The 24,975-nt window shown below is 33.6% G+C and carries 22 protein-coding genes, 1 tRNA gene, 1 rRNA gene and 1 other annotated feature; all 24 genes read right to left on the minus strand.

Annotation, left to right across the window (positions count from 1 at the left end; translation table 11 throughout):
- Positions 1 to 205: 205 nt before the first annotated feature.
- Positions 206 to 1,339, minus strand: coding sequence for a D-alanyl-D-alanine carboxypeptidase family protein (locus ACWI69_RS08860; protein ID WP_448821484.1), 1,134 nt, complete (start codon positions 1,337 to 1,339; stop codon positions 206 to 208).
- 62 nt (positions 1,340 to 1,401) lie between these two features.
- The gene (gene nifU, locus ACWI69_RS08865; RefSeq protein ID WP_448821485.1) at positions 1,402 to 1,776 is read right to left on the minus strand and encodes a Fe-S cluster assembly scaffold protein NifU; all 375 of its coding nucleotides are present in this window, start codon (positions 1,774 to 1,776) and stop codon (positions 1,402 to 1,404) included.
- Between the two features lie 28 nt (positions 1,777 to 1,804).
- Positions 1,805 to 2,971 (minus strand): cysteine desulfurase family protein, encoded by a 1,167-nt coding sequence (locus tag ACWI69_RS08870; protein ID WP_448821486.1) that lies wholly within the window; start codon positions 2,969 to 2,971, stop codon positions 1,805 to 1,807.
- A gap of 101 nt (positions 2,972 to 3,072) precedes the next feature.
- The gene (nth, locus tag ACWI69_RS08875; RefSeq protein WP_448821487.1) at positions 3,073 to 3,708 is read right to left on the minus strand and encodes an endonuclease III; all 636 of its coding nucleotides are present in this window, start codon (positions 3,706 to 3,708) and stop codon (positions 3,073 to 3,075) included.
- An 11-nt stretch (positions 3,709 to 3,719) separates the two neighbouring features.
- A complete protein-coding gene (locus ACWI69_RS08880) occupies positions 3,720 to 4,193 on the minus strand; it encodes a GNAT family N-acetyltransferase (protein ID WP_448821488.1) in 474 nt (157 codons plus the stop codon).
- On the minus strand, positions 4,193 to 5,419 hold the full coding sequence (gene tyrS, locus ACWI69_RS08885; RefSeq protein ID WP_448821489.1) for a tyrosine--tRNA ligase: 1,227 nt from the start codon (positions 5,417 to 5,419) through the stop codon (positions 4,193 to 4,195). The genes ACWI69_RS08880 and tyrS overlap by 1 nt, the downstream gene beginning before the upstream one ends.
- A 114-nt stretch (positions 5,420 to 5,533) precedes the next feature.
- A complete protein-coding gene (gene eno, locus ACWI69_RS08890; protein WP_448821490.1) occupies positions 5,534 to 6,841 on the minus strand; it encodes a phosphopyruvate hydratase in 1,308 nt (435 codons plus the stop codon).
- 72 nt (positions 6,842 to 6,913) lie between these two features.
- Positions 6,914 to 8,323, minus strand: a complete 1,410-nt coding sequence (pykF, locus tag ACWI69_RS08895) for a pyruvate kinase PykF (RefSeq protein WP_448821491.1) — start codon at positions 8,321 to 8,323, stop codon at positions 6,914 to 6,916.
- 268 nt (positions 8,324 to 8,591) lie between these two features.
- Positions 8,592 to 10,562 carry a sodium-translocating pyrophosphatase gene (locus ACWI69_RS08900; RefSeq protein ID WP_448821504.1) on the minus strand — a complete coding sequence of 657 codons (1,971 nt, stop codon included), beginning with the start codon at positions 10,560 to 10,562 and terminating at the stop codon, positions 8,592 to 8,594.
- Positions 10,563 to 10,668: 106 nt separating this feature from the next.
- Positions 10,669 to 11,658, minus strand: a complete 990-nt coding sequence (locus ACWI69_RS08905; protein ID WP_448821492.1) for an FAD:protein FMN transferase — start codon at positions 11,656 to 11,658, stop codon at positions 10,669 to 10,671.
- Positions 11,651 to 11,869, minus strand: coding sequence for a DNA-directed RNA polymerase subunit omega (gene rpoZ, locus ACWI69_RS08910; protein WP_448821493.1), 219 nt, complete (start codon positions 11,867 to 11,869; stop codon positions 11,651 to 11,653). Before rpoZ ends, ACWI69_RS08905 begins: the two co-directional genes overlap by 8 nt.
- 9 nt (positions 11,870 to 11,878) lie before the next feature.
- Positions 11,879 to 12,433, minus strand: a complete 555-nt coding sequence (gene gmk, locus ACWI69_RS08915; protein WP_448821494.1) for a guanylate kinase — start codon at positions 12,431 to 12,433, stop codon at positions 11,879 to 11,881.
- 12 nt (positions 12,434 to 12,445) lie between these two features.
- Complete coding sequence (locus ACWI69_RS08920; protein ID WP_448821495.1) at positions 12,446 to 13,321, minus strand: YicC/YloC family endoribonuclease; 876 nt, start codon at positions 13,319 to 13,321, stop codon at positions 12,446 to 12,448.
- 55 nt (positions 13,322 to 13,376) lie between these two features.
- Complete coding sequence (rpoC, locus tag ACWI69_RS08925) at positions 13,377 to 17,321, minus strand: DNA-directed RNA polymerase subunit beta' (RefSeq protein WP_448821496.1); 3,945 nt, start codon at positions 17,319 to 17,321, stop codon at positions 13,377 to 13,379.
- 68 nt (positions 17,322 to 17,389) lie between these two features.
- Positions 17,390 to 20,887, minus strand: coding sequence for a DNA-directed RNA polymerase subunit beta (rpoB, locus tag ACWI69_RS08930; RefSeq protein ID WP_448821497.1), 3,498 nt, complete (start codon positions 20,885 to 20,887; stop codon positions 17,390 to 17,392).
- Between the two features lie 208 nt (positions 20,888 to 21,095).
- Positions 21,096 to 21,458, minus strand: a complete 363-nt coding sequence (gene rplL / locus ACWI69_RS08935) for a 50S ribosomal protein L7/L12 (RefSeq protein ID WP_448821498.1) — start codon at positions 21,456 to 21,458, stop codon at positions 21,096 to 21,098.
- Between the two features lie 74 nt (positions 21,459 to 21,532).
- Entirely contained in the window at positions 21,533 to 22,057 is a 525-nt protein-coding gene (rplJ, locus tag ACWI69_RS08940) for a 50S ribosomal protein L10 (RefSeq protein WP_448821499.1), read from the minus strand.
- A gap of 18 nt (positions 22,058 to 22,075) precedes the next feature.
- Positions 22,076 to 22,219, minus strand: a sequence feature (ribosomal protein L10 leader region).
- Between the two features lie 77 nt (positions 22,220 to 22,296).
- A complete protein-coding gene (rplA, locus tag ACWI69_RS08945; protein WP_448821500.1) occupies positions 22,297 to 23,001 on the minus strand; it encodes a 50S ribosomal protein L1 in 705 nt (234 codons plus the stop codon).
- A 79-nt stretch (positions 23,002 to 23,080) separates the two neighbouring features.
- Positions 23,081 to 23,506: a 50S ribosomal protein L11 gene (gene rplK, locus ACWI69_RS08950; RefSeq protein ID WP_448821501.1), complete on the minus strand. Its 426-nt coding sequence runs from the start codon at positions 23,504 to 23,506 to the stop codon at positions 23,081 to 23,083.
- A gap of 65 nt (positions 23,507 to 23,571) precedes the next feature.
- Positions 23,572 to 24,171: a transcription termination/antitermination protein NusG gene (gene nusG, locus ACWI69_RS08955; protein WP_448821502.1), complete on the minus strand. Its 600-nt coding sequence runs from the start codon at positions 24,169 to 24,171 to the stop codon at positions 23,572 to 23,574.
- A 1-nt stretch (position 24,172) separates the two neighbouring features.
- Positions 24,173 to 24,355 carry a preprotein translocase subunit SecE gene (gene secE / locus ACWI69_RS08960; RefSeq protein ID WP_448821503.1) on the minus strand — a complete coding sequence of 61 codons (183 nt, stop codon included), beginning with the start codon at positions 24,353 to 24,355 and terminating at the stop codon, positions 24,173 to 24,175.
- A gap of 35 nt (positions 24,356 to 24,390) precedes the next feature.
- A tRNA-Trp gene (locus ACWI69_RS08965) sits at positions 24,391 to 24,466 on the minus strand.
- A 69-nt stretch (positions 24,467 to 24,535) separates the two neighbouring features.
- Positions 24,536 to 24,688 carry a 50S ribosomal protein L33 gene (gene rpmG, locus ACWI69_RS08970; protein ID WP_023051526.1) on the minus strand — a complete coding sequence of 51 codons (153 nt, stop codon included), beginning with the start codon at positions 24,686 to 24,688 and terminating at the stop codon, positions 24,536 to 24,538.
- Between the two features lie 172 nt (positions 24,689 to 24,860).
- Positions 24,861 to 24,975, minus strand: a 5S ribosomal RNA gene (gene rrf, locus ACWI69_RS08975); the annotation flags it as partial.

The raw sequence follows: 24,975 nt of genomic DNA on the forward strand, positions 1-24,975 counted from the left end.
CAAATATATTTAAAGTCCAAAGACTTTACGTTTACACCATTTATTGGTTTACCATTTCTGGTATCTGTTATTTTCATAACTTCTGACTATTTTCTCTATTCGGTTGCTAATGTCCTTCTCTACAATTTTTGTCGGCGGTGTTTCCCGCTGACAAAAATTATAGTATCATAAATTTTAAACTTCGTCAACATCTTTTTTTATTTTATTAAAAAATATCCATTATTTTATCTATAAACTTTTTTCTCTCTATATCTTTTTTTATAATTAATCTATCTTTGAATACCGCTTCACCATTCACTAGCACTTTATAATTTCCTACAACTGTACCAGCTTTTATAGGGGTCAACAAGCTTTTTTCCCTTTCAGTTATTATTGAAATATCTGCATCTTTTTTCACGACTTTAGAAAAAGACTTAGTTCCATAAGCCTTTGCCTCTGAAACATAACCTCCAATAATCGGGATAGATATAACTGGAACATTTTCTTTAATAATATCTTTATTTTTATAATTTTCATGAAATTTTTCATTTAATTCCAAAATTTTACTATCTCTTATTTTAGAAGATTTTCCTCCCATCACAACAGTTACTATATTAGCGTTATCTTTATCACTTAAGACCACTATATTAAACCTAGATTTTGTATGATACCCTGTTTTTAAACCATAGATACCCTCTTTTCCTAAAAGATGAATTGTACTTTTTAATTTATAACTCCCATCTTTTATTTCTGCTGTTTTTTGGCTCGCAATAGCTATATATTCCGGATATTTCAAAGCCTCCATCGACAATTTATATATTCCATTGGCTGTCCCCATATCCAATTTTTTTCTAGTCATATGATCTGGCAGTCCCGCAGGAGTATAAAATTCCAGTTCATTTTCCAAACCTAAACTTTTAGCTTTTGCGTTCATCATATCGATAAATCTTGGAATACTTCCTTTCCCAGAATGCTTAGCCAGTGCATAGGCAGCGTTATTGGCAGATTTTATAGCTGCCGATTTAAGCAAGTCTAATACTGTTAACTTTTCGCCACTTTTCATTGGGATTGAACTTCCACCAACACTTAAAATTTCCCAATCAACTGTCACTTCATCATATAAGCCTATATTCCCTTTTCTTATTTCATCCAAAGTCACCAATATTGTCATGACTTTGGTCACAGAAGCCAATGGATATTTCTGAGTTGAGTTTTCTTGGTAAAAAACATTACCTTCATCATCTCCCAATACATAAGCTCTATAATCTGGAATATTATCTTTTGCTATTTTACTTTGAGTACTCTTTGAAAAAGACAACGTTGATGCAATCAATATAAAAACTACAACTATTTTTTTCATAGCTTCTTCCTCCAAATAAAAAAATTAGGAACTACATCTCTGTAATTCCTAAACATTATACATTATTTTTGTTTTTTAGCCAAGTAATCTTCTATAGCTTCTTTTAAAGCTTCTTCCGCCAAAACAGAACAGTGCATTTTTGTAGCTGGTAATCCACCTAACGCTTCCGCAACTACTTTGTTAGTTATTTCCAAAGCCTCATGTATATTTTTACCTAAAACCATTTCAGTCGAAACAGATGATGTTGCTATTGCTGACGCACATCCAAATGTTCTAAATTTTACATCTGTTATTATATCATCTTCTATTTTTAAAAATATTTCCATAATATCACCGCAAGAAGGATTTCCAACTTTACCATATCCATCTGGATTTTCCATTGTTCCTACATTTCTAGGGTTCATAAAATGTTCCATTACTTTTTCTGTATATTGCATAATCTCTCTCCTTAATTTTTAATTGTTTTTATTTTTTATATTCATTCCATAAAGGGGATAACATTCTTAATTTTTCTACAACTTTCTCAACTTGTTCAATAGTATAATCTATTTCCTCTTTCGTATTGTATTTTCCTATACTAAATCTTATAGTTCCATGAGCAAACTCTGGCTCAATTCCCATTCCTAGTAGAACATGAGATGCCTGTAATTCATCAGATGAGCACGCTGATCCAGAACTTACAGCAATCCCTAAATAGCTTAAAGACAATAGAATTGATTCACCTTCCAAATACTTAAAAGTTACACTCGAAGTCCCCGGTAGTCTTTCCACAGCCTTTCCGTTTATTACCACCTCTGGAATTCTTTTTACAATTTCAGCTTCAAAATAATCTCTTAGCTTCTCTTCTCTTTTTATTTCAACGTCCATCTCTTCGCAAGCAATCTCTAATGCCTTCGCCATTCCAACCACTGCAGGTGTATTTGTTGTCCCAGGTCTTAACTTTTTCTCTTGCCCTCCACCTGTTATTGTTCTAGCAACTCTAACTCCTTGTCTCACATAAAGACCTGCGATACCTTTAGGTCCATGAAACTTATGTCCTGAGAATGTCAGTAAATCTGCACCTAACTCTTTTGGGTAAACAGGAATTTTTCCAACAGTTTGAACAGCGTCTACATGTAATAAAACTCTATTTTTCTTAGCTATTTCACCAATTAACTTTATAGGTTCAATTGTACCAACCTCATTATTGGCATGCATCACTGATATTAAAACTGTCTCAGGCGTTATCGCTTCTTCTAGAGCTTTGACATCTATAACTCCATTTTTATCAACAGGTACAAATGTCACCTTATACCCATCTTGCTCCAAATCTTTAAAAGTATTCTTTATAGCTGGGTGCTCTATTGTACTTGTTATTATATGATTTCCTCTGTTTTTATATGCTTTTGCTACGCCTCTAACTGCAATGTTATCTGATTCAGTTCCAGAAGAAGTAAATATAATCTCTTCCGCTTTAACTTTCAATAAAGTCGCAATCTTCTCTCTTGCCTCTGAAACAGCTATTCCCGTTTCCTTTCCAAAAAGGTGCATACTAAATGCATTGCCATACTCCTCTGTTAAAAAGGGCATCATTGCTTCTAATACTTTAGGGTCCATTTTTGTAGTTGCATTATTATCCAGATAAACTCTCATAGTTATCGTCTCCTTAAGTTACCATTTATATTTTTACACCAAAATAATAACATTCTTTACCGAATATGTCAACAATTAAAAAACTTTTTTGTATACTTTTTTTATATTTTTTCTCCATGTTTACAATACATTTTTATTTCACATTCCAAACACTTCGGTCTTCTTGCAATACACTTGTCTCTCCCTTGAAGAATTAAATAGTGTGAAAAATCTATCCAATACTCTTTAGGTACTATTTTCATTAAATCTTTTTCAATTTTTATTACATCCTGCTCATTAACTAGCCCTATTAAGTTACTCAACCTTCTCACATGGGTATCGACTGTTATTCCATCCGCCAGTCTCCAAATCTCTCCTCTAACCACATTGGCTGTTTTACGTCCGACACCTGCTAGACCAACCAATTCATCCATTTCTTTGGGAACCTGCCCATTATATTTTTCAAGAAGTTGCTGACTACACAACTTTATATTTTTAGCTTTATTTTTATAAAACCCCGTACTTTTTATCAATGTCTCTATCTCTTCTAATGGCATTTCAGCAAACTGTTCCGGCGTATTGACAGTTTTATACATATTTTCTGTTACAATATTAACTCTGACATCTGTGCACTGGGCAGATAATATAACAGCCACTAAAAGTTCAAATGGAGTTTTATAATCTAAAGCACATTTTGGATCTCCAAATTTCTTTTGTAAAATCTCTATTACTTTTAAAGCCCTTTCTTTTTTTCTCAAAATATCCTCCGCTATTCAAAAACTTTCATATATAAAAAATAATCAATGCCTCCATGTTCAATCTGACCTTTAAATTGAAATTCGGCCCTTTCAAAGCATAAAATTGATCTATCATTCTCTTCTAAAATATATGCTACAACGTACTTTAAATTTTGATATTTGAATCTCAATTCATCTATACTTGCATTCACTATTGTTGTAGAATAACCTTTTCCTCTTATACATTCAGCTAAATACAAGGAAATCTCTGTACCTTCAAAATCTTCGTCCAATTGAAACTTTACATTTCCTAAGAAAGTTCCTTTTAAATCTTCGACAGTAAACATTGCATAATTAGGAGAAGCTATTAAAAATCTATACCATCTTTCATGATTTTTTCTTTGCTCTTCCTCATTATTTTTACAATATTTCTTTACATAGTTTAAATTAAGATGGTTATATATATTTTCTATGTCATCCGTCGTGGTTTCTCTTACTACTATCACTACTTTATAACAACCCTATTATATTTTTTCTTACCCTGTCTTAGCATCATAGCCCCATCTATAAACAAATCTTTTGTTATTAACATAGCAAAATCCGTTACTTTTTCATCATTTATAGTCAAACCGTTTTGTTGAACCAATCTTCTTCCTTCACTCTTTGTTTTTAGTAAGCCTAGTTCTACCATTAAATCAACTACACCTTTTCCCAAAACTTCCTCTGTCACTTCTGATGTTGGAACATTTGTTAAATCAAATCCACCTTGTTCAAATAGTGCCTCTGATGCTTGTTTTGCTTTTTCAGCTTCCTCTTCACCATGAACAATTTTCGTAACTTCATAAGCTAATACTTTTTTAGCTTCGTTTATTTCTGCTCCTTCCAATGATGAAAGTCTTCTAACTTCATCCATAGGTAAAAATGTCAACAGTGCTAAAGGTTGAGCTACATCTGCATCAGGAAGATTTCTCCAGTATTGATAAAAATCATATGGTGATGTTTTTTTAGGATCTAACCACAGTGCACCTTTCGCTGTTTTTCCCATTTTGTGTCCTTCACTATTAGTAAGTAGAGTACATGTCATTGCATAACTAGATTTTCTGTCTTTCTTTCTAATCAAATCTACCCCTGCAATCATATTAGACCACTGATCATCTCCGCCTAACTGCATAGTACATCCAAACTTTCTATTTAAAACCAAGAAATCATACCCCTGCATCAACATATAATTAAATTCTAAAAATGATAATCCTCCATTTTCCATTCTAGATTTAAAACACTCTGCAGATAACATTCTATTTACTGAAAATTGAGAACCTATGTCTCTTATAAAATCAATATAATTTAATCCTCTTAACCAATCAGCGTTATTTACTAATAGTGCCTTATCATCAGAAAAATCTATAAATTTCTCCATCTGCTTTTTTATAGACGCCACATTGTGAGCTATAATTTCATCTGTCATCATCTGTCTCATATCAGTTCTTCCACTCGGATCCCCTATTTGAGCAGTCCCTCCACCTATTAAAGCTATTGGTCTATGTCCATGTTGTTGCATATGTGACATAAACATCATAGCTATAAAGTGTCCTACGTGTAAGCTATCCGCTGTTGGATCAAATCCTATATAAAAAGTTACTTTTTCTTTTTCAAGTAACTCTTTTATCTCCTCTTCGTGAGTCATTTGTTTTATGTATCCACGATCTTTTAAAACTTCAAAAACATTTGACATTTTTATTTCCTCCATAATTTAATTTTATTTCTATTGTAACACAAAGGGTCCCTTTTTTAAAGATTTAATAAAAAAGAGAGACTCTCGAGTCTCTCTCCATATAAAATCAATCAATTACTTTGTTGTATTGTAAAATACTTCTATTCCTTTGTATTGAGCAACTGATCCCAATTCCTCTTCAATTCTTAACAGTTGATTGTACTTAGCCATTCTATCAGTTCTTGAAGTTGAACCAGTTTTAATCTGTCCTGCATTTGTTGCAACAGCGATATCAGCTATTGTAGCATCCTCTGTTTCTCCTGATCTATGAGAAACTACAGCTGTCATATTTGCTGTTTTAGCCATCTCAATAGCATCTAAAGTCTCAGTTAAAGTTCCAATTTGATTTAATTTAATTAAGATTGAGTTAGCAGCTTTCATTTCAATTCCTCTTGCTAATCTCTCAGTGTTAGTCACAAATAAATCGTCTCCAACAATTTGAATTTTCTTTCCAATCTTTGCAGTTAATTTTTGGAATCCTGCCCAGTCATTTTCTCCTAATCCATCTTCAATAGACTTAATTGGGTACTTCTCACATAATCCAGCATACCATTCAATCATCTCTTCAGTAGTTCTTACTACTCCATCTTCTCTTTTGAAGTGATACTCAAACGTTCCATCCTCTTTCTCTACACAAAACTCAGTCGCTGCCGCATCCAAAGCAAATGTGATATCTGTTCCTAACTCATATCCTGCCGCTTTTACAGCTTGAGAAATAATATCTAACGCTCCCTCTGTTCCATTGATCTTAGCTGGTGCGTATCCACCCTCATTTCCAACGTTTGTTGAATCTCCATTAGCTTTTAAAATTTTTCCTAAATGATGGAACACTTCACTTCCCATTCTCATAGCTTCTGCAAATGTTTTAGCTCCAACCGGTTGAATCATAAACTCTTGAACATCCACTGCAGAATCAGCATGGCTTCCTCCGTTTAATATGTTCATCATAGGTAAAGGTAACTCTTTAGCGTTAACTCCTCCTAAATATTTGTATAATGGTTGCCCTAAAGCCTCTGCTGCCGCCTTTGCTACTGCTAGAGAAACACCTAATATAGCATTTGCTCCCAATCTATCTTTATTTGGAGTTCCATCTAATTCAATCATAGCCTTATCGATAGCCACTTGATCAGTTGCATCCATACCAATCACTAACTCTTTAAGCTCAGTATTTACATGTTTTACTGCTTTTAAAACACCTTTTCCTAAGTATCTAGATTTATCCTCGTCTCTTAATTCTACTGCCTCATAAGCTCCTGTAGATGCTCCAGATGGAACTGCAGCTCTTCCCATAGCTCCACACTCTAATATTACGTCAACCTCAACTGTTGGGTTTCCTCTTGAATCAAGAATTTCTCTTCCTTTAACTTCAACTATTCTAGTCATTTGCTTTAAATCCTCCTTAGAATTTTATAAAAGTTTATACTTTAAAATTAAGTCTTAAATTTTATATAATGTTTACTTTACTTTGATTACTTTCATAGAGTTACTTGTTCCTGCTTTAAATACTTCTTCTCCACATGAAGCAACTATTATGTCTCCTGACTTAACAAGCCCTAATGATTTTGCTTTTGCTTCAGCTAAAAGGTAGAACTCCTCTAAATTTTTAGCTGTCATATCTAAACAAGGAATTACTCCTCTTGTTAATATCATCTGATTGTATGTCTTTTCATTATTTGTTATCGCCAATATAAACGCTTCTGGGAAATATCTTCTCAATGCAGTTGCCGATCTTCCAGATGCTGTTCCCGATACAATTAACTTAGCCCCTAATGTCTCTGCTACATCAACTGTTCCTCTAGCCATAGCTTCAGTTATAGTTACTCCATCCTCATTTTCTATGTCAAAAGCTACCAATGGGTCAGTTTTTTCAGCTATTTTTCTCATCACTGTCACAGCTTCAACTGGATATTTTCCTTTAGCTGTTTCTCCAGATAACATTATTGCATCTGTACCATCTAATATCGCGTTAGTTACATCTGTTGCCTCTGCTCTAGTCGGTCTTGGATTTTTTATCATTGAATCTAACATTTGTGTAGCTGTTATTACAACTTTTCCTGCTAAATTACATTTTTCTATCATCATCTTTTGCGCAAATGGAACCTCTTCTACAGGAATCTCTACTCCTAAATCTCCTCTAGCTACCATTATTCCATCAGATAATTCTAAAATTTCGTCAAAATTATCCAGACCTTCTTGATTTTCTATTTTAGAAATTATCTTTATTTTTTCTCCGCCATTAGCGTCTAGTACCTCTCTAACAGCTCTCACATCATCAGCTTTTCTAATAAATGATGCAGCCACAAAGTCTACATTCTGCTCACATCCAAACTTTAAATCTCCAATATCTTTTGGTGATAAAGCTGGTAGCTGAACTGAAACATTTGGTAAGTTAACACCTTTATTTTCTCCTAAGTCTCCATTATTTTTTACAATACATCTAACTTCGTTTCCAACGACCTCTTCAACTTCCATCTCAATCAACCCATCGTCAATTAAAACTATATTTCCTGCTTTTAAGTCATCTGTTAACCCTTTATATGTTACTGCGACTCTTGTAGAGTCTCCAACCACTGTCTCATCAGTAGTTATAGTAAATTTCTGTCCTGCTACTAAAGAAACATCATTTCCACCTGCTAATTTGATTGTTCTTATCTCTGGTCCTTTAGTGTCTAGTAATATAGCTCCATTGATTCCTGTATTTGCAATCGCTTGCTTTAAATTAATGATTCTTTGTCCATGTTCCTCATGGCTTCCATGAGAAAAGTTCATTCTCATAACGTTCATTCCAGCTTCTAGTAACTGTGACAATACCTCAACCGATTCCGTTTTTGGTCCTATTGTACACACTATTTTTGTTTTTTTCATAGTTCCCTCCTATAATGAGTTTTTAATCTATATTTTAATCTTTTACATCCCTATGTTTTGTATTCAAATTCTATCTAATATACTAGTTAAAGTCAAGAAAGTTAAATGTCTATTTTTTACCTTTTTTTGACTCTATTATTCCCACTTTTTTATAAGCTTTTTATTTTTTAGAGGTTTTTATAAAATAGTTCCTATAATTCTTCTTAATTTTTTTATATTTTCCTTTTTATTTTCAATAAAAAAGTCCTAGTTAAACTAGGACTTAATTTTAAACAAACAATGGTACTAAAACCAAAGAAACTATACTCATTAATTTTATCAATATATTTAAAGATGGTCCAGATGTATCTTTGAATGGATCTCCAACAGTATCTCCTACAATAGCAGCTTTATGTCTATCCGATCCTTTACCATCACCTTTATATCCTGCCTCTATTTGCTTTTTAGCATTATCCCAAGCTCCACCAGCATTTGCCATCATAATCGCCATCAATATTCCTGTCACTAACGCTCCTGCCAACAATCCTCCCAGTGCTTCTGGTGACCATAGCCCTATTACTACAGGTGCTAAAACAGCTAATATTCCCGGTAATAACATCTCTTTCAGTGATGAATGTGTAGAAATTTCAACACATCTTTTGTAGTCTGGCTTTGTTTTTTTCTCCATGATTCCTGGAATTTCTCTAAATTGTCTTCTCACTTCCTCCACCATTTCCATAGCTGCTTTACCAACTGCAGTCATAGTTAAAGCAGAGAATAGGAATGTTAACATTCCACCTATAAATATTCCAACTATTACATCAGGATTTATTATATCAAGAGTAAGTACTTTTCCAGATAATTTTTGAATCGACTCCTTATAAGCAGCAAATAATGACAACGCCGTCAAAGCTGCTGATCCTATAGCAAATCCTTTTCCTACCGCTGCTGTTGAGTTTCCTACTGCATCTAATTTGTCTGTACATTCTCTAACTTCATGAGGTAGTTCAGACATCTCCGCAATACCACCTGCGTTATCTGCAACCGGTCCATAGGCATCAACTGCTACAACCATTCCTGTTGTCGATAACATTCCCACTGCCGCTATCGATATCCCATATAATCCTGCAAACTTATATGCCACTATAATCGCTATTGATATTATTATCATCGGTGCAACTGTCGATTCCATTCCCACAGCTAATCCCTCAATTATAGTTGTTGCTGGTCCTGTTTTTGCTGCATTTGCAATTCTATTTACCGCTTTTTTTCCAGTATCTGTATAAAGTCCTGTGAAGTAAGCTATCACTAGCCCTGCAACTAACCCTGCAACTATTGCCCAGAATACACCCATTGGTAAATTTAGATATTTAATAACCCCGTAAGAAGTTATCAAAGATAAAACTCCAGCTATTCTAGTTCCATTTTCAAGTTTATGATAAACTTCATCTGGATTCTCTGTTTTAACTGTCAATGTTGCGATTATTGATGCAATTATTCCGAGTGCAGCTATCATAATTGGAGCTAATAGATATTCTCTTGTTTCCATTGCATAACCAATAGCTAATGTTGCGATTATTGAGCCAACGTAAGATTCAAATAAATCTGCTCCCATTCCTGCAACGTCCCCTACGTTATCTCCCACATTATCCGCTATTGTAGCTGGGTTTCTCGGATCATCCTCTGGAATTCCAGCTTCAACTTTTCCTACTAAATCTGCTCCAACGTCAGCAGCTTTAGTGTAAATACCTCCTCCAACTCTAGCAAATAATGCTATAGATGAAGCTCCCATTCCAAAACCAGCTATAACATCTATATTCCAGTTAAATATTAAAATTAGTATTGTCAAACCTAACATACCTAGTCCAACAACTGAAAGTCCCATAACTGCTCCACCAGCAAAAGCCACATCTAACGCTTTAGATAGTCCCCCCTCTTTAGCTGCGATAGCCGTTCTTCCATTAGCTTTTGTTGCTATTCTCATACCTATATTTCCTGCTAAAGCTGATGTCAATGCTCCTATCACAAAAGTCAATGCCACCATTGGAGATAAAAATACTCCAAGTAAAACCGCTACTGCTGCAACAAACCAAATTAAAATTTTATATTCCGCCGAAAGAAAAGCCATTGCTCCTTCTCTGATTGCTTCTGTAATTTCAGCTACTCTCGGAATATTAATCTCATAACTTTGAACTTTCTTAGAATAAAAATATGCCGCAAATAGTGCTATAATTCCACCGAAAATTCCAAAATAGATCATTTGTTCCACTTTTAAAACCTCCCAGTATGTTTAATATGATTAAAGTATACGAGAAAGTTTAAGATATTTCAAGAAAAAATAAAGTTCTTTTTTTCTCTATATAAATTTACTTTTTATGAAATTTTAAATTTTCTGAAAGATAAATTTTATCATTTTTATCAACTATTAAAACATCTAAATCAGCCGTATTATTGGCTTTTTCTAAAACTTTTTCAATCGGCATCACAAAAAATGTTGTTGAATATAAGTCGGCTTCTAAAGAATCTTTATTCACAACTACTACCATTTTTTTATCTTCTACTGGATATTTTGTTTCTTTATCTAAAATATGATGATATCTTTTTCCATCTATTTCTACATAGGTTTGATAATCTCCCGAAACTCCCATACTCTGATTATTAAGCTCTATAATTCCAAGAATTTCCGAAGGGTTATTAGGGTTTTGAACTCCTATTTTCCACGGACTTCCATCTCCCTTGACACCTATAGCTTCTATACTCGATATAGCTGAAATGAAACCACTTTTTACTCCAGCTTCTCTCAATTTTTCACCAGCCTTTTTTACTGCATATCCCTTTAAAAAAGACCCTGTATCTATCTTTATGTTATCTCCATTAATAGCTATATCATTACCAGATATTTTAATTTGAGAAAAATCAACATTTTTTGCTGCTTCATCAAGTTCTTCTTTAGTTGGAATACTCGTTCTTGGAGGCACATCTTCTGAAAATCCCCAAACTGTCATTAAAGGTTCCATTGTTACATCATATTTACTATCAGATAATTCATAAGCTTTATTGACTTCATTCAATAAAAATACTCCCTCTTCATCAAAAGTTTCTTTTTTAAAAGTATTCAAATTATCTGTTAAGCTACCTTTCACTTTACTATTATACTTCGAATCAATTCTTTCTATTTCGATAAAAGCATCCGCAATAGATTGCTTTGCTATTTTTTCATTATTTGAAAAAATAGAGATCTTAAAGAAAGTTCCAAATGCAAATCTTTCATCATCTACCCTTTTTACTTTTTTTTCACAACCTAGAAATAACAAAAAAAGCAAAAAGAGTAGAAAAATATTTCTACTCTTACTCATTTACCAAATCCTCCACTTGCTCACCAAAAGTTATTTTTCCATCTATAATCTCTCTAAAAGTTTTCTTTACCACAGTATCTTTTTTAGAAACTTTTGTAAGTACTGGTGCTCCTTTTCCAATTTCTCTTGCTCTTTTTCCAGCAGTTATTGTCAATGTATATTTATTAGGTATTTTCTCTAATAGTTCGTCGTAAGTAATTACCTTTTTCATAAAATCCTCCTAATTTTTAGAATTTATAATTTTTATTAGCTCATCACATGATTTTTCAACAGTATGGTTAACAATTGTTATATCATAGTTTTTTTCATACTCTAACTCTTTTATTGAGTTTTTTAGTCTAAGCTGTATAGTCTCTTCACTATCTGTCTTTCTTCCTCTCAGTCTTCTCTCTAAATCTTCCATTGTTGGTGTTTTGAAGAATATCAGATGAGCATTTGGATAAACTGCTTTTACCTGAAGTCCTCCTTGAACATCTATCTCAAGAATTACATTCTCACCAGATGCTAATCTTGATTCCACTTCAGATTTTAAAGTTCCATAATAGTTAGTATGAACAGTTGCGTATTCTAAAAACTCATTATTTTCTATCTTATTTTTGAACTCCTCAACCGATAGAAAATAATAATCTCTTCCATGTAACTCTCCCTCTCTCGGAGCACGAGTTGTAGCTGAAGTTGCTAAATTAATACCTAGCTGTTTTCTAACTATTCTACATATTGTTGACTTTCCAGCACCACTTGGTCCTGATACAATAAATAGTTCACCCTTTTTCATTTTTATTCTCCTTTATTCAATATTTAGAGCTTGTTCTCTAATTTTTTCTATCTCATTTTTACACTCTACAATTAATTTTGAAATATCATATAAATTACACTTTACTCCTGAAGTATTCAACTCTCTAAAAATCTCTTGAAGAATAAAATCAATTTTTTTTCCTATACCCGCATTTAAAGAATCTAACTCTATTTTTAATTGAGTTAAATGACTTTCCAATCTGGAAATTTCTTCTGAAATATCAGATTTATCTGTAAATAAAAGAATTTCTCTTAAAAGAGATTCATCATTAAACTCTACATCACTTATTTTAGACAGCCTTTCTAAAAGCTTCTCTCTATAATTTATAACAATATTTTCTTTTAATTTTTTTATTTCATGAACATTATTTTCTATAACATCAATACATTGTAAAAAATAATTTTTCATTCTAGTTCCTTCAGCTTCTTTCATCTCAATAAAAGAATCCAGTAACAAGTGGAGATTTTTTACTACAAAACTTTCATATTCTTTCTCATCTATCTCTAAATCATTTCTTTTAATGACAGTTAGGTTCTTAACTAATAAATCAAGTTTATTACTAAACTTTTCTTTATATTCATTCTCCATAGCATTTAAAACTTTCAAATAAGAAGCTGTTACATTTTTATCGTATTCAAATAAATTATCAACTTCTCTTTTATCTTGAAATTCAATTTTTAAATCTATACTTCCTCTTGTGACTCTAGAAGCAACCTCTGTTCTGATTTTATTTTCCAAAAAATTTAGTATGTGAGGTGATTTTATTTTTAAATTTAAATTCTTATTATTAACACTTTTTATCTCTAAAGATATAGCATATTTTTCATTTTCAAAATATTCTTTAGAATATCCTGTCATACTTCTCATAACATCAACCTCTCCAAATAAAATGCTAAAATAGGCGACAAAGTCGCCTATTTTATTAATCCTCTATCTCAACCGGAACTATGTTCTTATAAGCTTTGTATCCAGTTCCAGCTGGAATCTTTTTACCTATAATTACATTCTCTTTAAGTCCCTCTAAGTAGTCCTCTTTACCTTCTATTGCTGCATTCGAAAGTACTTTTGTAGTCTCTTGGAATGATGCTGCCGATATGAAACTTCCAGTATTTACAGCTGCTTTTGTGATACCTTGAATAACAGGTTCATATTTAATCTCTGCTTTTCCTTCAGCTCTCAATCTGTTATTTTCTAGTTCAACAACTCTCTTCTCTACAACTTCATCCTCTAGGAATAATGAAGCTCCAGATTCTACTATTCTAACTTTCTTAAACATCTGTTTAACAATAATTTCTATATGTTTATCGTTTACAGTAACTCCTTGGTCTCTATATACCTGTTGTACAGATTCTAGTATAAACTGCTCTGCTGCAACTAATCCTTTGATATTTAGAACATCAAATGGTGATATAGCTCCATCCGTTATTTTATCTCCAGCTTTAATCAACATTCCATCTGTTACAACTAAATGTTCACCAACTGGTGCCAGATATTCTTTAAAGTTTTCAGAATCAGAAGTAGATCTTATGATTATTACCCTCATACCTTTCTTCTTTCTTCCTGTTACTTCAACTTTTCCATCTATTTCTGATAAAATAGCTTTTCCTTTAGGATTTCTAGCTTCAAATAGCTCTTGAATTCTCGGAAGACCTCCAGTGATATCTTTCGTTCCTTCTCCCTCTTTAATGATTTTTGCTATAATCTGTCCTGTTCTTACAGACTCGCCCTCTCTGACCATTAAGTATGCTCCAAATGGTATCGAGTAACTTTCCTTCGCAGTTCCATCCTCATCAAATATAACTACTCTTGGGTTTGAATCTCCAGACTCTACAGTTTTTATAGCCATATATTCTGTAACATTATACTTTTCGTCAAAGTTTTCTTTTACATATAACTCTCTATATTCAATTCTTCCATCTTGGTTTGCAATAATAGGAATATGATATGGATCGAATGTTACTAAAACATCTCCCGGTTTTGCTTCCTGTCCTTCTTCAACTTTTAAAATAGATCCAGAAGCAATCTCGTAATCATAGTTTCCTATTAAAATTTTAGCTGATTGAGAAACAACAATTTTTTCTTGCGTTTCTTGATTTTCTAGAATTTTTATATCTTTAAATATTATTTTTCCAGTGTTTTCAGCTTTGATACTTGTTGCAGCAGCTGTGGCTGTGGCAACTCCTCCAGTATGGAATGTTCTCATTGTAAGCTGTGTACCAGGTTCTCCGATTGATTGAGCTGCTATAACTCCAACCGCTTCTCCTAACAATATCTCTTTATGATTAGCTAAGTCCATTCCATAACACTTTTGACAAACCCCTTTTTCAAGGTCACACGTCAACGGAGATCTTATTTTTATTTTCTTTATCTCTAATTCTGTAATTCTAGCGATTTGCTCTTTCGTGAACATCTCATTTCTTCTAGCAATTACTTCACCTTCGTACACTACATCTTCTGCAGGAACTCTACCTATCAATCTTTCCGATAACTTCTCAATTACTTGTCCATCCGAAACTAGCTCTGCTACCTCAATACCTTCGTGAGTTCCACAGTCGATTGAGTTTACGATAACCTCATGTGATATATCAACTAGTCTTCTTGTTAAATATCCTGAATCGGCAGTTCTTAGTGCCGTATCAGCTAGACCTTTTCTAGCTCCATGTGATGACATGAAGAACTCTAATACTGTTAGCCCTTCTCTAAAGTTCGCTTTAATTGGAACCTCGATAATTCTACCTTGCGTATCTGCCATATTTCCTCTCATTGCCGCAAGCTGTCTCATCTGTGCAATCGATCCTCTGGCTCCAGAGTTCGCCATCATATAAACTGGATTAAATTGATCTAGTCCACTCATCATTGCATCAGTTACTTTAGCTGTTGTTTCTGACCAAAGAGCTACAGTTTTTCTATATCTCTCTTCGTTTATGATTTTTCCAGCTTTATAGTCCGCTTCAATTTCTGCAACCTTTTGATCTGCCTCTTCCAATATTGATTTTTTAGTTTCTGGAATCTCTAAATCCTCAATACCAACTGAAACTCCAGCAAATGTTGCATAGTGGTATCCAAAGTTTTTGATATCATTTATTAGCTCTGCAGTTTTAGTAAATCCATGCATTTCATATAATTTACCTATAAGTTTCTTTAACTGAGACTTTCCAAATGTTACATCATATTGTTTATTCACTTCAGGTAACATCTCATTAAACATAATTCTACCTGCCGTAGTTTTAACCATTTTACCATCAATTCTAACATTTACAACAGCATGAGTGTCAAGAATACCTCTGTCATAAGCTGTTAAAACTTGCTCTTTATTAGAGAACGACTTACCTTCTCCTTTTGCACCGGCTCTATCTTTTGTCATATAGAAACATCCCATAACCATATCTTGAGATGGTACAGCTATCGGTTCTCCATTCGAAGGAGATATGATATTATTTGGAGCTAACATAAGAAGTTTTGCTTCCATTATAGCCTCTGGTGATAACATTAAGTGAACTGCCATCTGGTCCCCATCAAAGTCCGCGTTAAACGCTGAACATACTAATGGATGCAGTCTTATTGCTTTTCCTTCTATCAACACAGGTTCAAAAGCTTGTATTGATAATCTATGTAAAGTTGGAGCTCTGTTTAGTAAAACTGGGTGATCTTGGATAACATCCTCGATTACATCCCAAACTTTATCATCTGCATCTTCAACTAATTTTTTAGCAGTTTTTATGTTAGAAGCTAACTCTCTTTTTACCAACTCTCTCATTATGAAAGGTTTGTATAACTCAAGAGCCATCTTTTTAGGAATTCCACATTGATGCATTTTTAGCGAAGGTCCCACAACAATAACCGATCTTGCAGAGTAATCTACTCTTTTTCCAAGTAGGTTTTGTCTAAATCTACCTTGTTTTCCCTTTAACATATCAGAAAGTGATTTTAACTCTCTGTTATTTTGAGCAACAACTGGCTTTCCTCTTCTTCCGTTATCAATTAGAGCGTCAACTGCTTCTTGAAGCATTCTTTTCTCATTTTTTACAACAATTTCTGGAGCTTTTATTTCCAAAAGTCTCTTTAATCTATTGTTTCTATTGATAACTCTTCTATATAAATCATTTAAGTCAGAAGTAGCAAATCGTCCACCATCCAATTGAACCATTGGTCTTAAATCCGCTGGAATCACTGGAACATTCTTTAAAATCATCCATTGTGGTAGGTTACCAGATGCTATAAAATCTCTAGTTATTTTTAATCTCTTAACTAATTTTTTTCTTTTTTGTGCAGAATTTACATCTTCAAGTTCTTTTTCTAACTCTATTCTTAACTCTTCTAAATCTATCATTTCTAATAATTTTAAAATAGCCTCTGCTCCCATTTTTGCTTCAAATTGTTTTCCGTACATCTGCTTATATAGCTTGTACTCTTTTTCAGTTATGATTTTACCAATTTTTAAAGTCGGTTCTTCACTAGCCGTTACTATGTATCTAGCAAAATATAAAACTGATTCTAACTCTTTTGGAGAAATTCCTAAAATAAGAGACATCTTATTTGGAGTTCCTTTAGAATACCAAATATGAGCTACTGGGGCAGCCAATGCTATGTGCCCCATTCTTTCTCTTCTCACTTTAGACTTAGTTACTTCCACTCCACATTTCTCACAAACTAGTCCTTTGTATCTCATTCTTTTATATTTTCCACAAGAACATTCCCAATCTTTCGACGGTCCGAATATTCTTTCACAGAACAATCCATCCATCTCTGGATTTAATGTTCTATAGTTTATTGTTTCAGGTTTCGTAACTTCTCCGTACGACCACTCTTCTATCTTCTCTGGAGAAGCTAGTTTAATTCTAATCTTCTCAAAACTTTTAATTCCCATATTAAATACAAAGCCTCCTTAAATGAGATAAAGCTTTCATCTATCATCATATTCAATTTTACTTAAATTTAGTTTATTTGGTCAGATAAAGAAAACTCAACGATTGTTTCGTCTTTTCCTAACTCTTCGTTAACATTAATTAACTCATTGTCAGAATCAAAAAGTTCTACATCTAGTGCTAATGCTTGGAACTCTTTTAATAAAACCTTAAATGACTCTGGTAAATCTGCCTCTGGCATCTCTTCACCTTTTACAATTGCTTCATAAGTTTTTGTTCTACCTGTTACATCATCAGACTTAACTGTCAACATTTCTTGAAGAATATTTGAAGCTCCGTAAGCCTCTAAAGCCCAAACCTCCATCTCTCCAAGTCTTTGTCCTCCAAATTGTGCTTTTCCTCCAAGAGGTTGCTGTGTTACCAATGAATAAGGACCAATTGCTCTTGCGTGCATCTTATCTTCAACAAGGTGATGAAGCTTTAACATATACATTCTTCCAACTGTTACTGGATTATCAAACTTATCTCCAGTTCTTCCATCAAATAAAGTAACCTTACCTTTTCTTGGATATCCAGCTTTTTCTAAATAATCTTTTACTTGCTCTTCCGTTGCACCATCAAATACTGGAGTTGATAAATAAGTTCCACCATTTATTTTACCCATAGCCATTCCCAAATGAACCTCTAGAACCTGTCCAATATTCATACGTGAAGGAACTCCCAGTGGATTGATTACAACATCCAAGTGTGTACCATCCTCTAAAAATGGCATATCTTCTGCTGGTAACACTCTAGAAACAACACCTTTATTTCCGTGTCTTCCTGACATTTTATCTCCAACAGTTATTTTTCTCTTTTCAGCAATAAATACTCTTATCGATCTGTTTACTCCAGCTTTTAACTCGTCCCCATTTTCTCTTGATAACTCAAGAACTTCAACAACTGTTCCCTTTGATCCATGAGGCATTTTTAATGATGTATCCCTTACATCTCTTGCTTTCTCTCCAAAGATAGCTCTTAAAAGCTTCTCTTCTGCTGGTGGCTCTGATTCACCTTTAGGAGCAGTTTTTCCTACTAGGATATCCCCTGGTCCAACTTCTGATCCAACAACAATTATACCTCTTGAATCTAAATTCTTTAATGCTTCCTCAGAGACATTTGGTATCTCTCTTGTAATCTCTTCGTCACCCAATTTAGTATTTCTAGCTTCTATTTCATATTCCTCTATGTGTATAGATGTAAATACGTCGTCTTTTCTTAATCTATCAGATATAAGAATCGCATCCTCGTAGTTATATCCTTCCCAAGGCATAAATGCCATCAGAATATTTCTTCCTAGAGCTAAATCTCCACCTTTTGTTGCAGGTCCATCAGCAATTACTTGTCCTAATTCTACTTCTTGTCCTAAGTCAACTAATGGCGTTTGATGTAAACACATTGCTTGGTTTGATCTTTCAAAGTTTAATAGTCTATGTCTGTAAGATTTCCCTTCTGCATCTTCTACTACAATTTCTTTTGCATCTACGTAAACAACTTTACCTTTTACTTTAGCTGAAATTACTGCTCCTGAATCTACTGCAACTTTTCTTTCAAGTCCAGTTCCAATAAATGGGGCTTCTGTTCTTAGTAATGGTACAGCCTGTCTTTGCATGTTTGATCCCATCAGTGCTCTGTTGGCGTCATCATGCTCAAGGAATGGTATTAATCCTGCTGAAACTGATACAACTTGTTTAGGTGAAACATCTAAATAATGAACTTTCTCTCCTGAAATATTTACTATTTCATGTCCATATCTACATACAACATCTCCTAAAAGTTCTCCATTTTCACCAAGTTTTGTATCCGCCTGAGCTATGAATAATCCTTCCTCTTCATCTGCTGCTAAATAATGAATATCGTCAAAGTTTGCAATTCCATTCTCTACTTTAACATATGGAGTTTCAATAAATCCGTATGAATTTACTTTAGCATATATAGCTAAAGATCCTATTAGTCCAATGTTTGGACCCTCTGGAGTTTCTATAGGACAAATTCTTCCATAGTGTGAATCATGAACGTCTCTAACCTCAAATCCTGCTCTTTCTCTTGAAAGTCCTCCAGGTCCTAGTGCTGATATTCTTCTTTTATGTGTTAATTCAGCAAGTGGATTTGATTGGTCCATAAATTGTGATAGTTGTCCTGATCCAAAGAAGTCCAATACTAAAGCATTTAATGGTCTAGTATTCAACAGAGATTGTGGTGTTAATGTTTCAACATCTTGAATCGTCATCTTTTCTTTTACCATTTTACCCATCTTAGAAAGTCCTGCTTTAATTTGCATTAATAGCAGCTCTCCAACACCTCTAACCCTTCTATTAGATAGGTTGTCAATATCATCTGTATGTCCTTTTCCGTTGTTTAGGCTTATTACATATTTTATTGTTGCAATTACATCCTCTTTAGTTAGTAAAATTTCATCCTCTGGAAGATTTAATTTCAATCTTTTATTCATTTTATATCTTCCAACAGGCTCTAAGTCATATCTTTGAGGATTAAAGAACATCTGCTTTATCAAAGATCTAGCTGAATCAATAGTCACTAAATCTCCGGGTCTTAATTTTTTAAATACCTCAGTTACAGCTTCTTCTTTTGTGTCACCAGTATCGTTTACTATTGTATTTGCAAACACTTTATCTTCGGGCTTTACTTCCCAAATTAAAATATTTTCTATTCTTAAGTCCACTAAATCAAATATAACAGCCTCTGTTATCAGTTGCTTAGTTTCAAATAAAATTTCTCCAGTTTCCTCATTAAAGACATCCTCTTTAATGAAACTTCCTTCGATTCTTGTTTTAAGAACACTAATTAATTCCTCTTTATTCGAATATCTTGAGTAATACTCAGATAAATTAATCTCTTTTTCATCTAAAAACTCATCCATAATCTCTTCATTCGTATCGAAGAAATCAACTGCTTTCAAGAATACAGTTGCTAAAACTTTTTTCTTTCTATCAATTTTTACACTTAGAAAATCATTTTTATCCGTTTCAAACTCTAACCAAGTTCCTTTGTAAGGAATAATTTTTCCAGAGAAAAGATCTTTTCCTGTTTGAATATTAACCTCTTTATTAAATGATACTCCTGGAGATCTATGTAACTGTGATACCACAACTCTCTCAGCACCATTTATTATAAATGTTCCTCTTTCAGTCATCAAAGGAACTTCTCCAAAATAAACCAGTGTTTCTTGGATTTCATTTCCGCTTTTTTTATTAGTAAGTCTCAATCTTACTTTTAAAGAAGCCGAATAAGTCTTCCCTCTTTTCTTACATTCTAGCTCATCATTCAATGGAGCTTCCGCTTCATGTAACTCATAAGAAACATACTCTAATTTTATATCTCCATTTGAAGATTCAACAGGGAATATTTCTCTAAAAGCAGATTCAAGCCCCTTATCTTTTCTGTTAAGTGGAGCCTCCTTAGCTTGTAGAAAATCTTCATAGGAATCCAGTTGGAACTCTAAAAAATGAGGCATGGTACCTCTTTCTTCGATTCTTCCAAAATTCAATCTTTCAACGAGTTTCCCCATCAATTCACACTCCTTACTATTTCATATAGTGATCAATACCTAATCTTTGGAAAATAAAAGCTTTTTATTTTCAAAAGATTAAGTATTAACTAACTTTTAATAGATTATTTAATAATTTTCATTATAATGAGTAAAAAGGCACCCATTAGAGTGCCTATTTTTTTTATTTAAGTATAACTAGTTGCTTATGCAACTTTGTAAAGGGGTATTACTTAACCTCTACTGCAGCTCCAGCTTCAGTTAATTTTGCTTTTACAGCTTCAGCTTCGTCTTTAGAAACTCCCTCTTTTAATGTTCCACCGTTATCTACTAACTCTTTAGCTTCTTTTAATCCTAATCCAGTAATTGCTCTTACCTCTTTGATTACAGCTATTTTGTTAGCTCCTGCAGAAGTTAAAACTACATCAAACTCAGTTTTCTCCTCTACAGCTGGTCCTTCAGCAGCAGCTACAGCTACTGGTGCAGCAGCAGTAACACCGAAGTGCTCCTCTAAAGCTGTTACTAATTCTCTTAATTCTAATACCGACATAGCTTCTAAGTCAGCTATGAATTGCTCTTTATTGAATGCCATTATAAATCCTCCTTAAAATTTTCTTAATTTTCTTCTTTTTATTAAATCAATAATACTCTAAAATCAACGTGCGATTACTCAGCAGCTGCTTCTTTTTTTTCAGCGATTGCCACAGTTGCGTAAGCAAGTTTTCTAACCGGTCCAAGCATTCCGTTAAGAAGCATAGAAAGAAGTTGCTCTCTAGAAGGTAACTTAGCTAATGCTACTACCTCTGAAGCTTCAACTCTCTTACCAGTTAATACTCCACCTTTTATAGTGAATATAGTTTTCTTAGCTTTTGCATTTGCTTTTGCTTGAGCCGCTTCTACATCGTAAACTACTTTTGCTGGAGTTACTGGATCAGCATATCCGAATGCAAATGCAGTAGTCCCCTCTAGTAAATCATCGAATTTATCAGCGATACCAGCCTCAGCTAGTGCTATTTTGAACAGTCTGTTCTTAGCAACTAAGTACTCAGCACCGTTTTCTCTCATTTGTTTTCTTAACTCAGTCTCTTGATTAACTTTAAGACCTTGATAGTCAACTAAAACGATTGATTGAGCTTTAGAAATTTTTTCAACTAATTCAGCTACAAGTTCCTTTTTTAATTGAGTTGCCATTATTGATTCACCTCCTCTTTTACTCTAAAATTACCTCCGCTCCAAGGTAGGAACGGAGGTTCAAAATCTAACTATTGAGGTTAGTGAATACCTTCTTCCAACCTCGGTAGGATATTTAAGACTTGCGTCACCTACGGTCTTTGGTTTGGATCTATATTTAATTATTTATCCAACTTTTTAAGCCATAATTTTACAACTTTATAATTATAACACATAATTTAAATTTTTGCAAATATTAATTAAGCATTTTTTGCAACTAAAACTGGATCCATTTTAACTCCTGGTCCCATTGTTAAAGAAACTGCAACAGTTCTTAAGTATTGACCTTTAGATGCAGACGGCTTAAGTCTTACAATCTCATTGATAAACGCTGTAAAGTTCTCTAATAAAGCTTCTTCAGAAAAATCAGCTTTACCAATTGGTGCGTGGATCGATCCTAACTTGTCTACTCTAAATGCAAGTTTTCCTTTCTTGAACTCAGATACTGCCGTTGCGATATCTGGTGTAACTGTTCCTGATTTAGGGTTAGGCATTAAACCTTTAGTTCCTAATACTCTTCCTAATCTTCCTAATTTAGGCATCATGTCTGGAGTTGCGATTACGATATCGAAGTCAAACCAACCTTGTTGAATTTTTTCGATATACTCTTCCGCTCCAGCGTAGTCTGCTCCAGCCTCTAAAGCTTTCTCTATGTTAGCTCCTGAAGTTATTGCTAAAATTTTAACTGTTTTTCCTGTTCCATGTGGAAGTACAACAGTACCTCTAACTTGTTGATCTGCATGTCTAGGATCCACTCCTAATCTCAATGCAATTTCAACTGTTTCTACGAAGTTAGCTGTTCTTGTCTTTTTTACAAGTTCTAAAGCTTCTTTAACCTCATATAGTCTTCCTTGCTCAACTAATTTAGCTATTTCTAGGTATTTTTTACCTTTTTTATTTGCCATTGAAAATTTCCTCCTCCTGTGGTTAAACGGATATTATATCCTACCACTTAATATCACATAAATAAGAATTGACTTTTAATTAGTCCTCTATTTTAATTCCCATTGATCTAGCTGATCCAGCTATTATGTTCATAGCAGCTTCTATTGATCCAGCATTTAAGTCTGGCATCTTAGTTTCAGCAATCTCTCTTAATTTAGCTGTAGTAATTTTTCCAGCTACATCTTTTTTTGAATTTTGTGCTCCAGATTGAATTCCAGCTGCTTTTTTTAATAAATCAGACGCCGGTGGAGTTTTCAAGATAAATGTGAAAGATCTGTCGTTATAAACAGAGATTTCAACTGGAATAATCCATCCTGCTTTATCTTGTGTTTTTGCATTGAACGCTTTACAGAATTCCATGATGTTAACTCCGTGTTGTCCTAATGCTGGTCCTACTGGTGGAGCAGGGTTAGCTTTTCCAGCAGGTAATTGTAGTTTTATTAATCCGATTACTTCTTTTGCCATTGTTTAAATTACACCTCCATAAAATTGTGGTATTGATCTTACAATCTCCCACTGACTTAAATCAATTAAGCCTTTTCTACACTATTAAGGTCAACTTCAATAGGAGTCATTCTTCCAAACATCTCCATCATCACCTTAACTTTTCTATGTTCCATATCGATTTCTGCAACTTTTCCCTCTTGATTTTCAAATCCTTCGGATAGAAGTTTTACATAGTCTCCCACTTCATAGTCAACTTTTATAACTTCCTTTATTGCTTTCTCATCCTCATCATTTTTGTATCCTATAACAGAGAAGATGTTTTCAACTTCCTCATCTTCCATTGGAATTGGATCAGATCCCACTCCAACAAATCCTGTCACACCATTAGTATTTCTAACAACGTACCAAGCCTCAGAGTCCACTCTAAAGTTGATTCCATCTCCACTTTCCTCTCTAGTAGCTTCCATTTCTAGCATAACATACCCTGGAAATAGTTTTCTTGAAATAACTTTTTTCTTTCCTCTTCTCTCTTCGATAGTTTCCTCTTCAGGAACTAAAACTTTAGTTACTATATTAGATAATCCCAAAGTTTCTATCTTTTGTTCTAAGTCCGTTTTAACTTTTTTCTCATACCCCGAATAAGTATGAATCATAAACCATTTTTTCACTAAGCTTTTTTCCATTTTATCCTCCAAAGAGAGATACAAGCATCTTTAAAAGTCTTGAAGCAATTATATCGAAAACTCCTAAGTATATTCCTAAAAATACACTCATAGCAACAACCCAACTAGTTGCCGCAACAATCTCTTTTCTTCTAGGCCACTGAACCTTAGAATACTCTCTTCTCACATCATTAATTAGTCCCATTTTGCACCACCAATAATTTTAATTTATAAAAAAAATGGCAGGTCAAGAGGGAATCGAACCCCCAACCCTCGGTTTTGGAGACCGATGCTCTGCCAATTGAGCCATTGACCTGCATGTTGTTGCAAATTGAATTACTTCAAATAATTAACCAAGAAGCCTTAAAGCTTCTTAAATTAAGAATTATTTTTTAGTTTCTTTATGTAATGTTACTTTTTTGTCCCATTTACAGTATTTATTTAATTCTAATCTTTCAGTAGTGTTCTTCTTATTCTTTGAAGTACTGTAGTTTCTTCTTTTACACTCTGTACACTCTAATTGAATATTTACTCTCACTCTTTACACCTCCACTCATCTAACGGATATCACAAATCCTCCCATACATTATAGCTTCTTGTATGGTAAACAAGAGTTTCCTTATTTATTGCTTTCTTTTTAAGACATAGATGATAATACCACTTTTTTCTATTTTTGTCAACAATTTTTTCTTTACTCCAAAATAAAAAAAGATTGGCAACTTCCTATCCTCCCAGGGGGCTGCCCCCCAAGTACTTTCAGCGTTTATGGGCTTAACTTCCAGGTTCGAAATGTTACTGGGTGTACCTCCATAGCTATCGTTGCCA

The organism is Cetobacterium sp., assembly GCF_977044495.1.

What these genes read in the sequence shown, in the direction of transcription:
- ACWI69_RS08860 (WP_448821484.1), bottom strand. Translation starts at nt 1,339, where the DNA reads ATGAAAAAAATAGTTGTAGTTTTTATATTGATTGCATCAACGTTGTCT.
- nifU (WP_448821485.1), bottom strand. Translation starts at nt 1,776, where the DNA reads ATGCAATATACAGAAAAAGTAATGGAACATTTTATGAACCCTAGAAAT.
- ACWI69_RS08870 (WP_448821486.1), bottom strand. Translation starts at nt 2,971, where the DNA reads ATGAGAGTTTATCTGGATAATAATGCAACTACAAAAATGGACCCTAAA.
- tyrS (WP_448821489.1), bottom strand. Translation starts at nt 5,419, where the DNA reads ATGTCAAATGTTTTTGAAGTTTTAAAAGATCGTGGATACATAAAACAA.
- eno (WP_448821490.1), bottom strand. Translation starts at nt 6,841, where the DNA reads ATGACTAGAATAGTTGAAGTTAAAGGAAGAGAAATTCTTGATTCAAGA.
- pykF (WP_448821491.1), bottom strand. Translation starts at nt 8,323, where the DNA reads ATGAAAAAAACAAAAATAGTGTGTACAATAGGACCAAAAACGGAATCG.
- ACWI69_RS08900 (WP_448821504.1), bottom strand. Translation starts at nt 10,562, where the DNA reads ATGATCTATTTTGGAATTTTCGGTGGAATTATAGCACTATTTGCGGCA.
- ACWI69_RS08905 (WP_448821492.1), bottom strand. Translation starts at nt 11,658, where the DNA reads ATGAGTAAGAGTAGAAATATTTTTCTACTCTTTTTGCTTTTTTTGTTA.
- rpoZ (WP_448821493.1), bottom strand. Translation starts at nt 11,869, where the DNA reads ATGAAAAAGGTAATTACTTACGACGAACTATTAGAGAAAATACCTAAT.
- gmk (WP_448821494.1), bottom strand. Translation starts at nt 12,433, where the DNA reads ATGAAAAAGGGTGAACTATTTATTGTATCAGGACCAAGTGGTGCTGGA.
- ACWI69_RS08920 (WP_448821495.1), bottom strand. Translation starts at nt 13,321, where the DNA reads ATGAGAAGTATGACAGGATATTCTAAAGAATATTTTGAAAATGAAAAA.
- rpoC (WP_448821496.1), bottom strand. Translation starts at nt 17,321, where the DNA reads ATGGGAATTAAAAGTTTTGAGAAGATTAGAATTAAACTAGCTTCTCCA.
- rpoB (WP_448821497.1), bottom strand. Translation starts at nt 20,887, where the DNA reads ATGGGGAAACTCGTTGAAAGATTGAATTTTGGAAGAATCGAAGAAAGA.
- rplL (WP_448821498.1), bottom strand. Translation starts at nt 21,458, where the DNA reads ATGGCATTCAATAAAGAGCAATTCATAGCTGACTTAGAAGCTATGTCG.
- rplJ (WP_448821499.1), bottom strand. Translation starts at nt 22,057, where the DNA reads ATGGCAACTCAATTAAAAAAGGAACTTGTAGCTGAATTAGTTGAAAAA.
- rplA (WP_448821500.1), bottom strand. Translation starts at nt 23,001, where the DNA reads ATGGCAAATAAAAAAGGTAAAAAATACCTAGAAATAGCTAAATTAGTT.
- rplK (WP_448821501.1), bottom strand. Translation starts at nt 23,506, where the DNA reads ATGGCAAAAGAAGTAATCGGATTAATAAAACTACAATTACCTGCTGGA.
- nusG (WP_448821502.1), bottom strand. Translation starts at nt 24,171, where the DNA reads ATGGAAAAAAGCTTAGTGAAAAAATGGTTTATGATTCATACTTATTCG.
- secE (WP_448821503.1), bottom strand. Translation starts at nt 24,355, where the DNA reads ATGGGACTAATTAATGATGTGAGAAGAGAGTATTCTAAGGTTCAGTGG.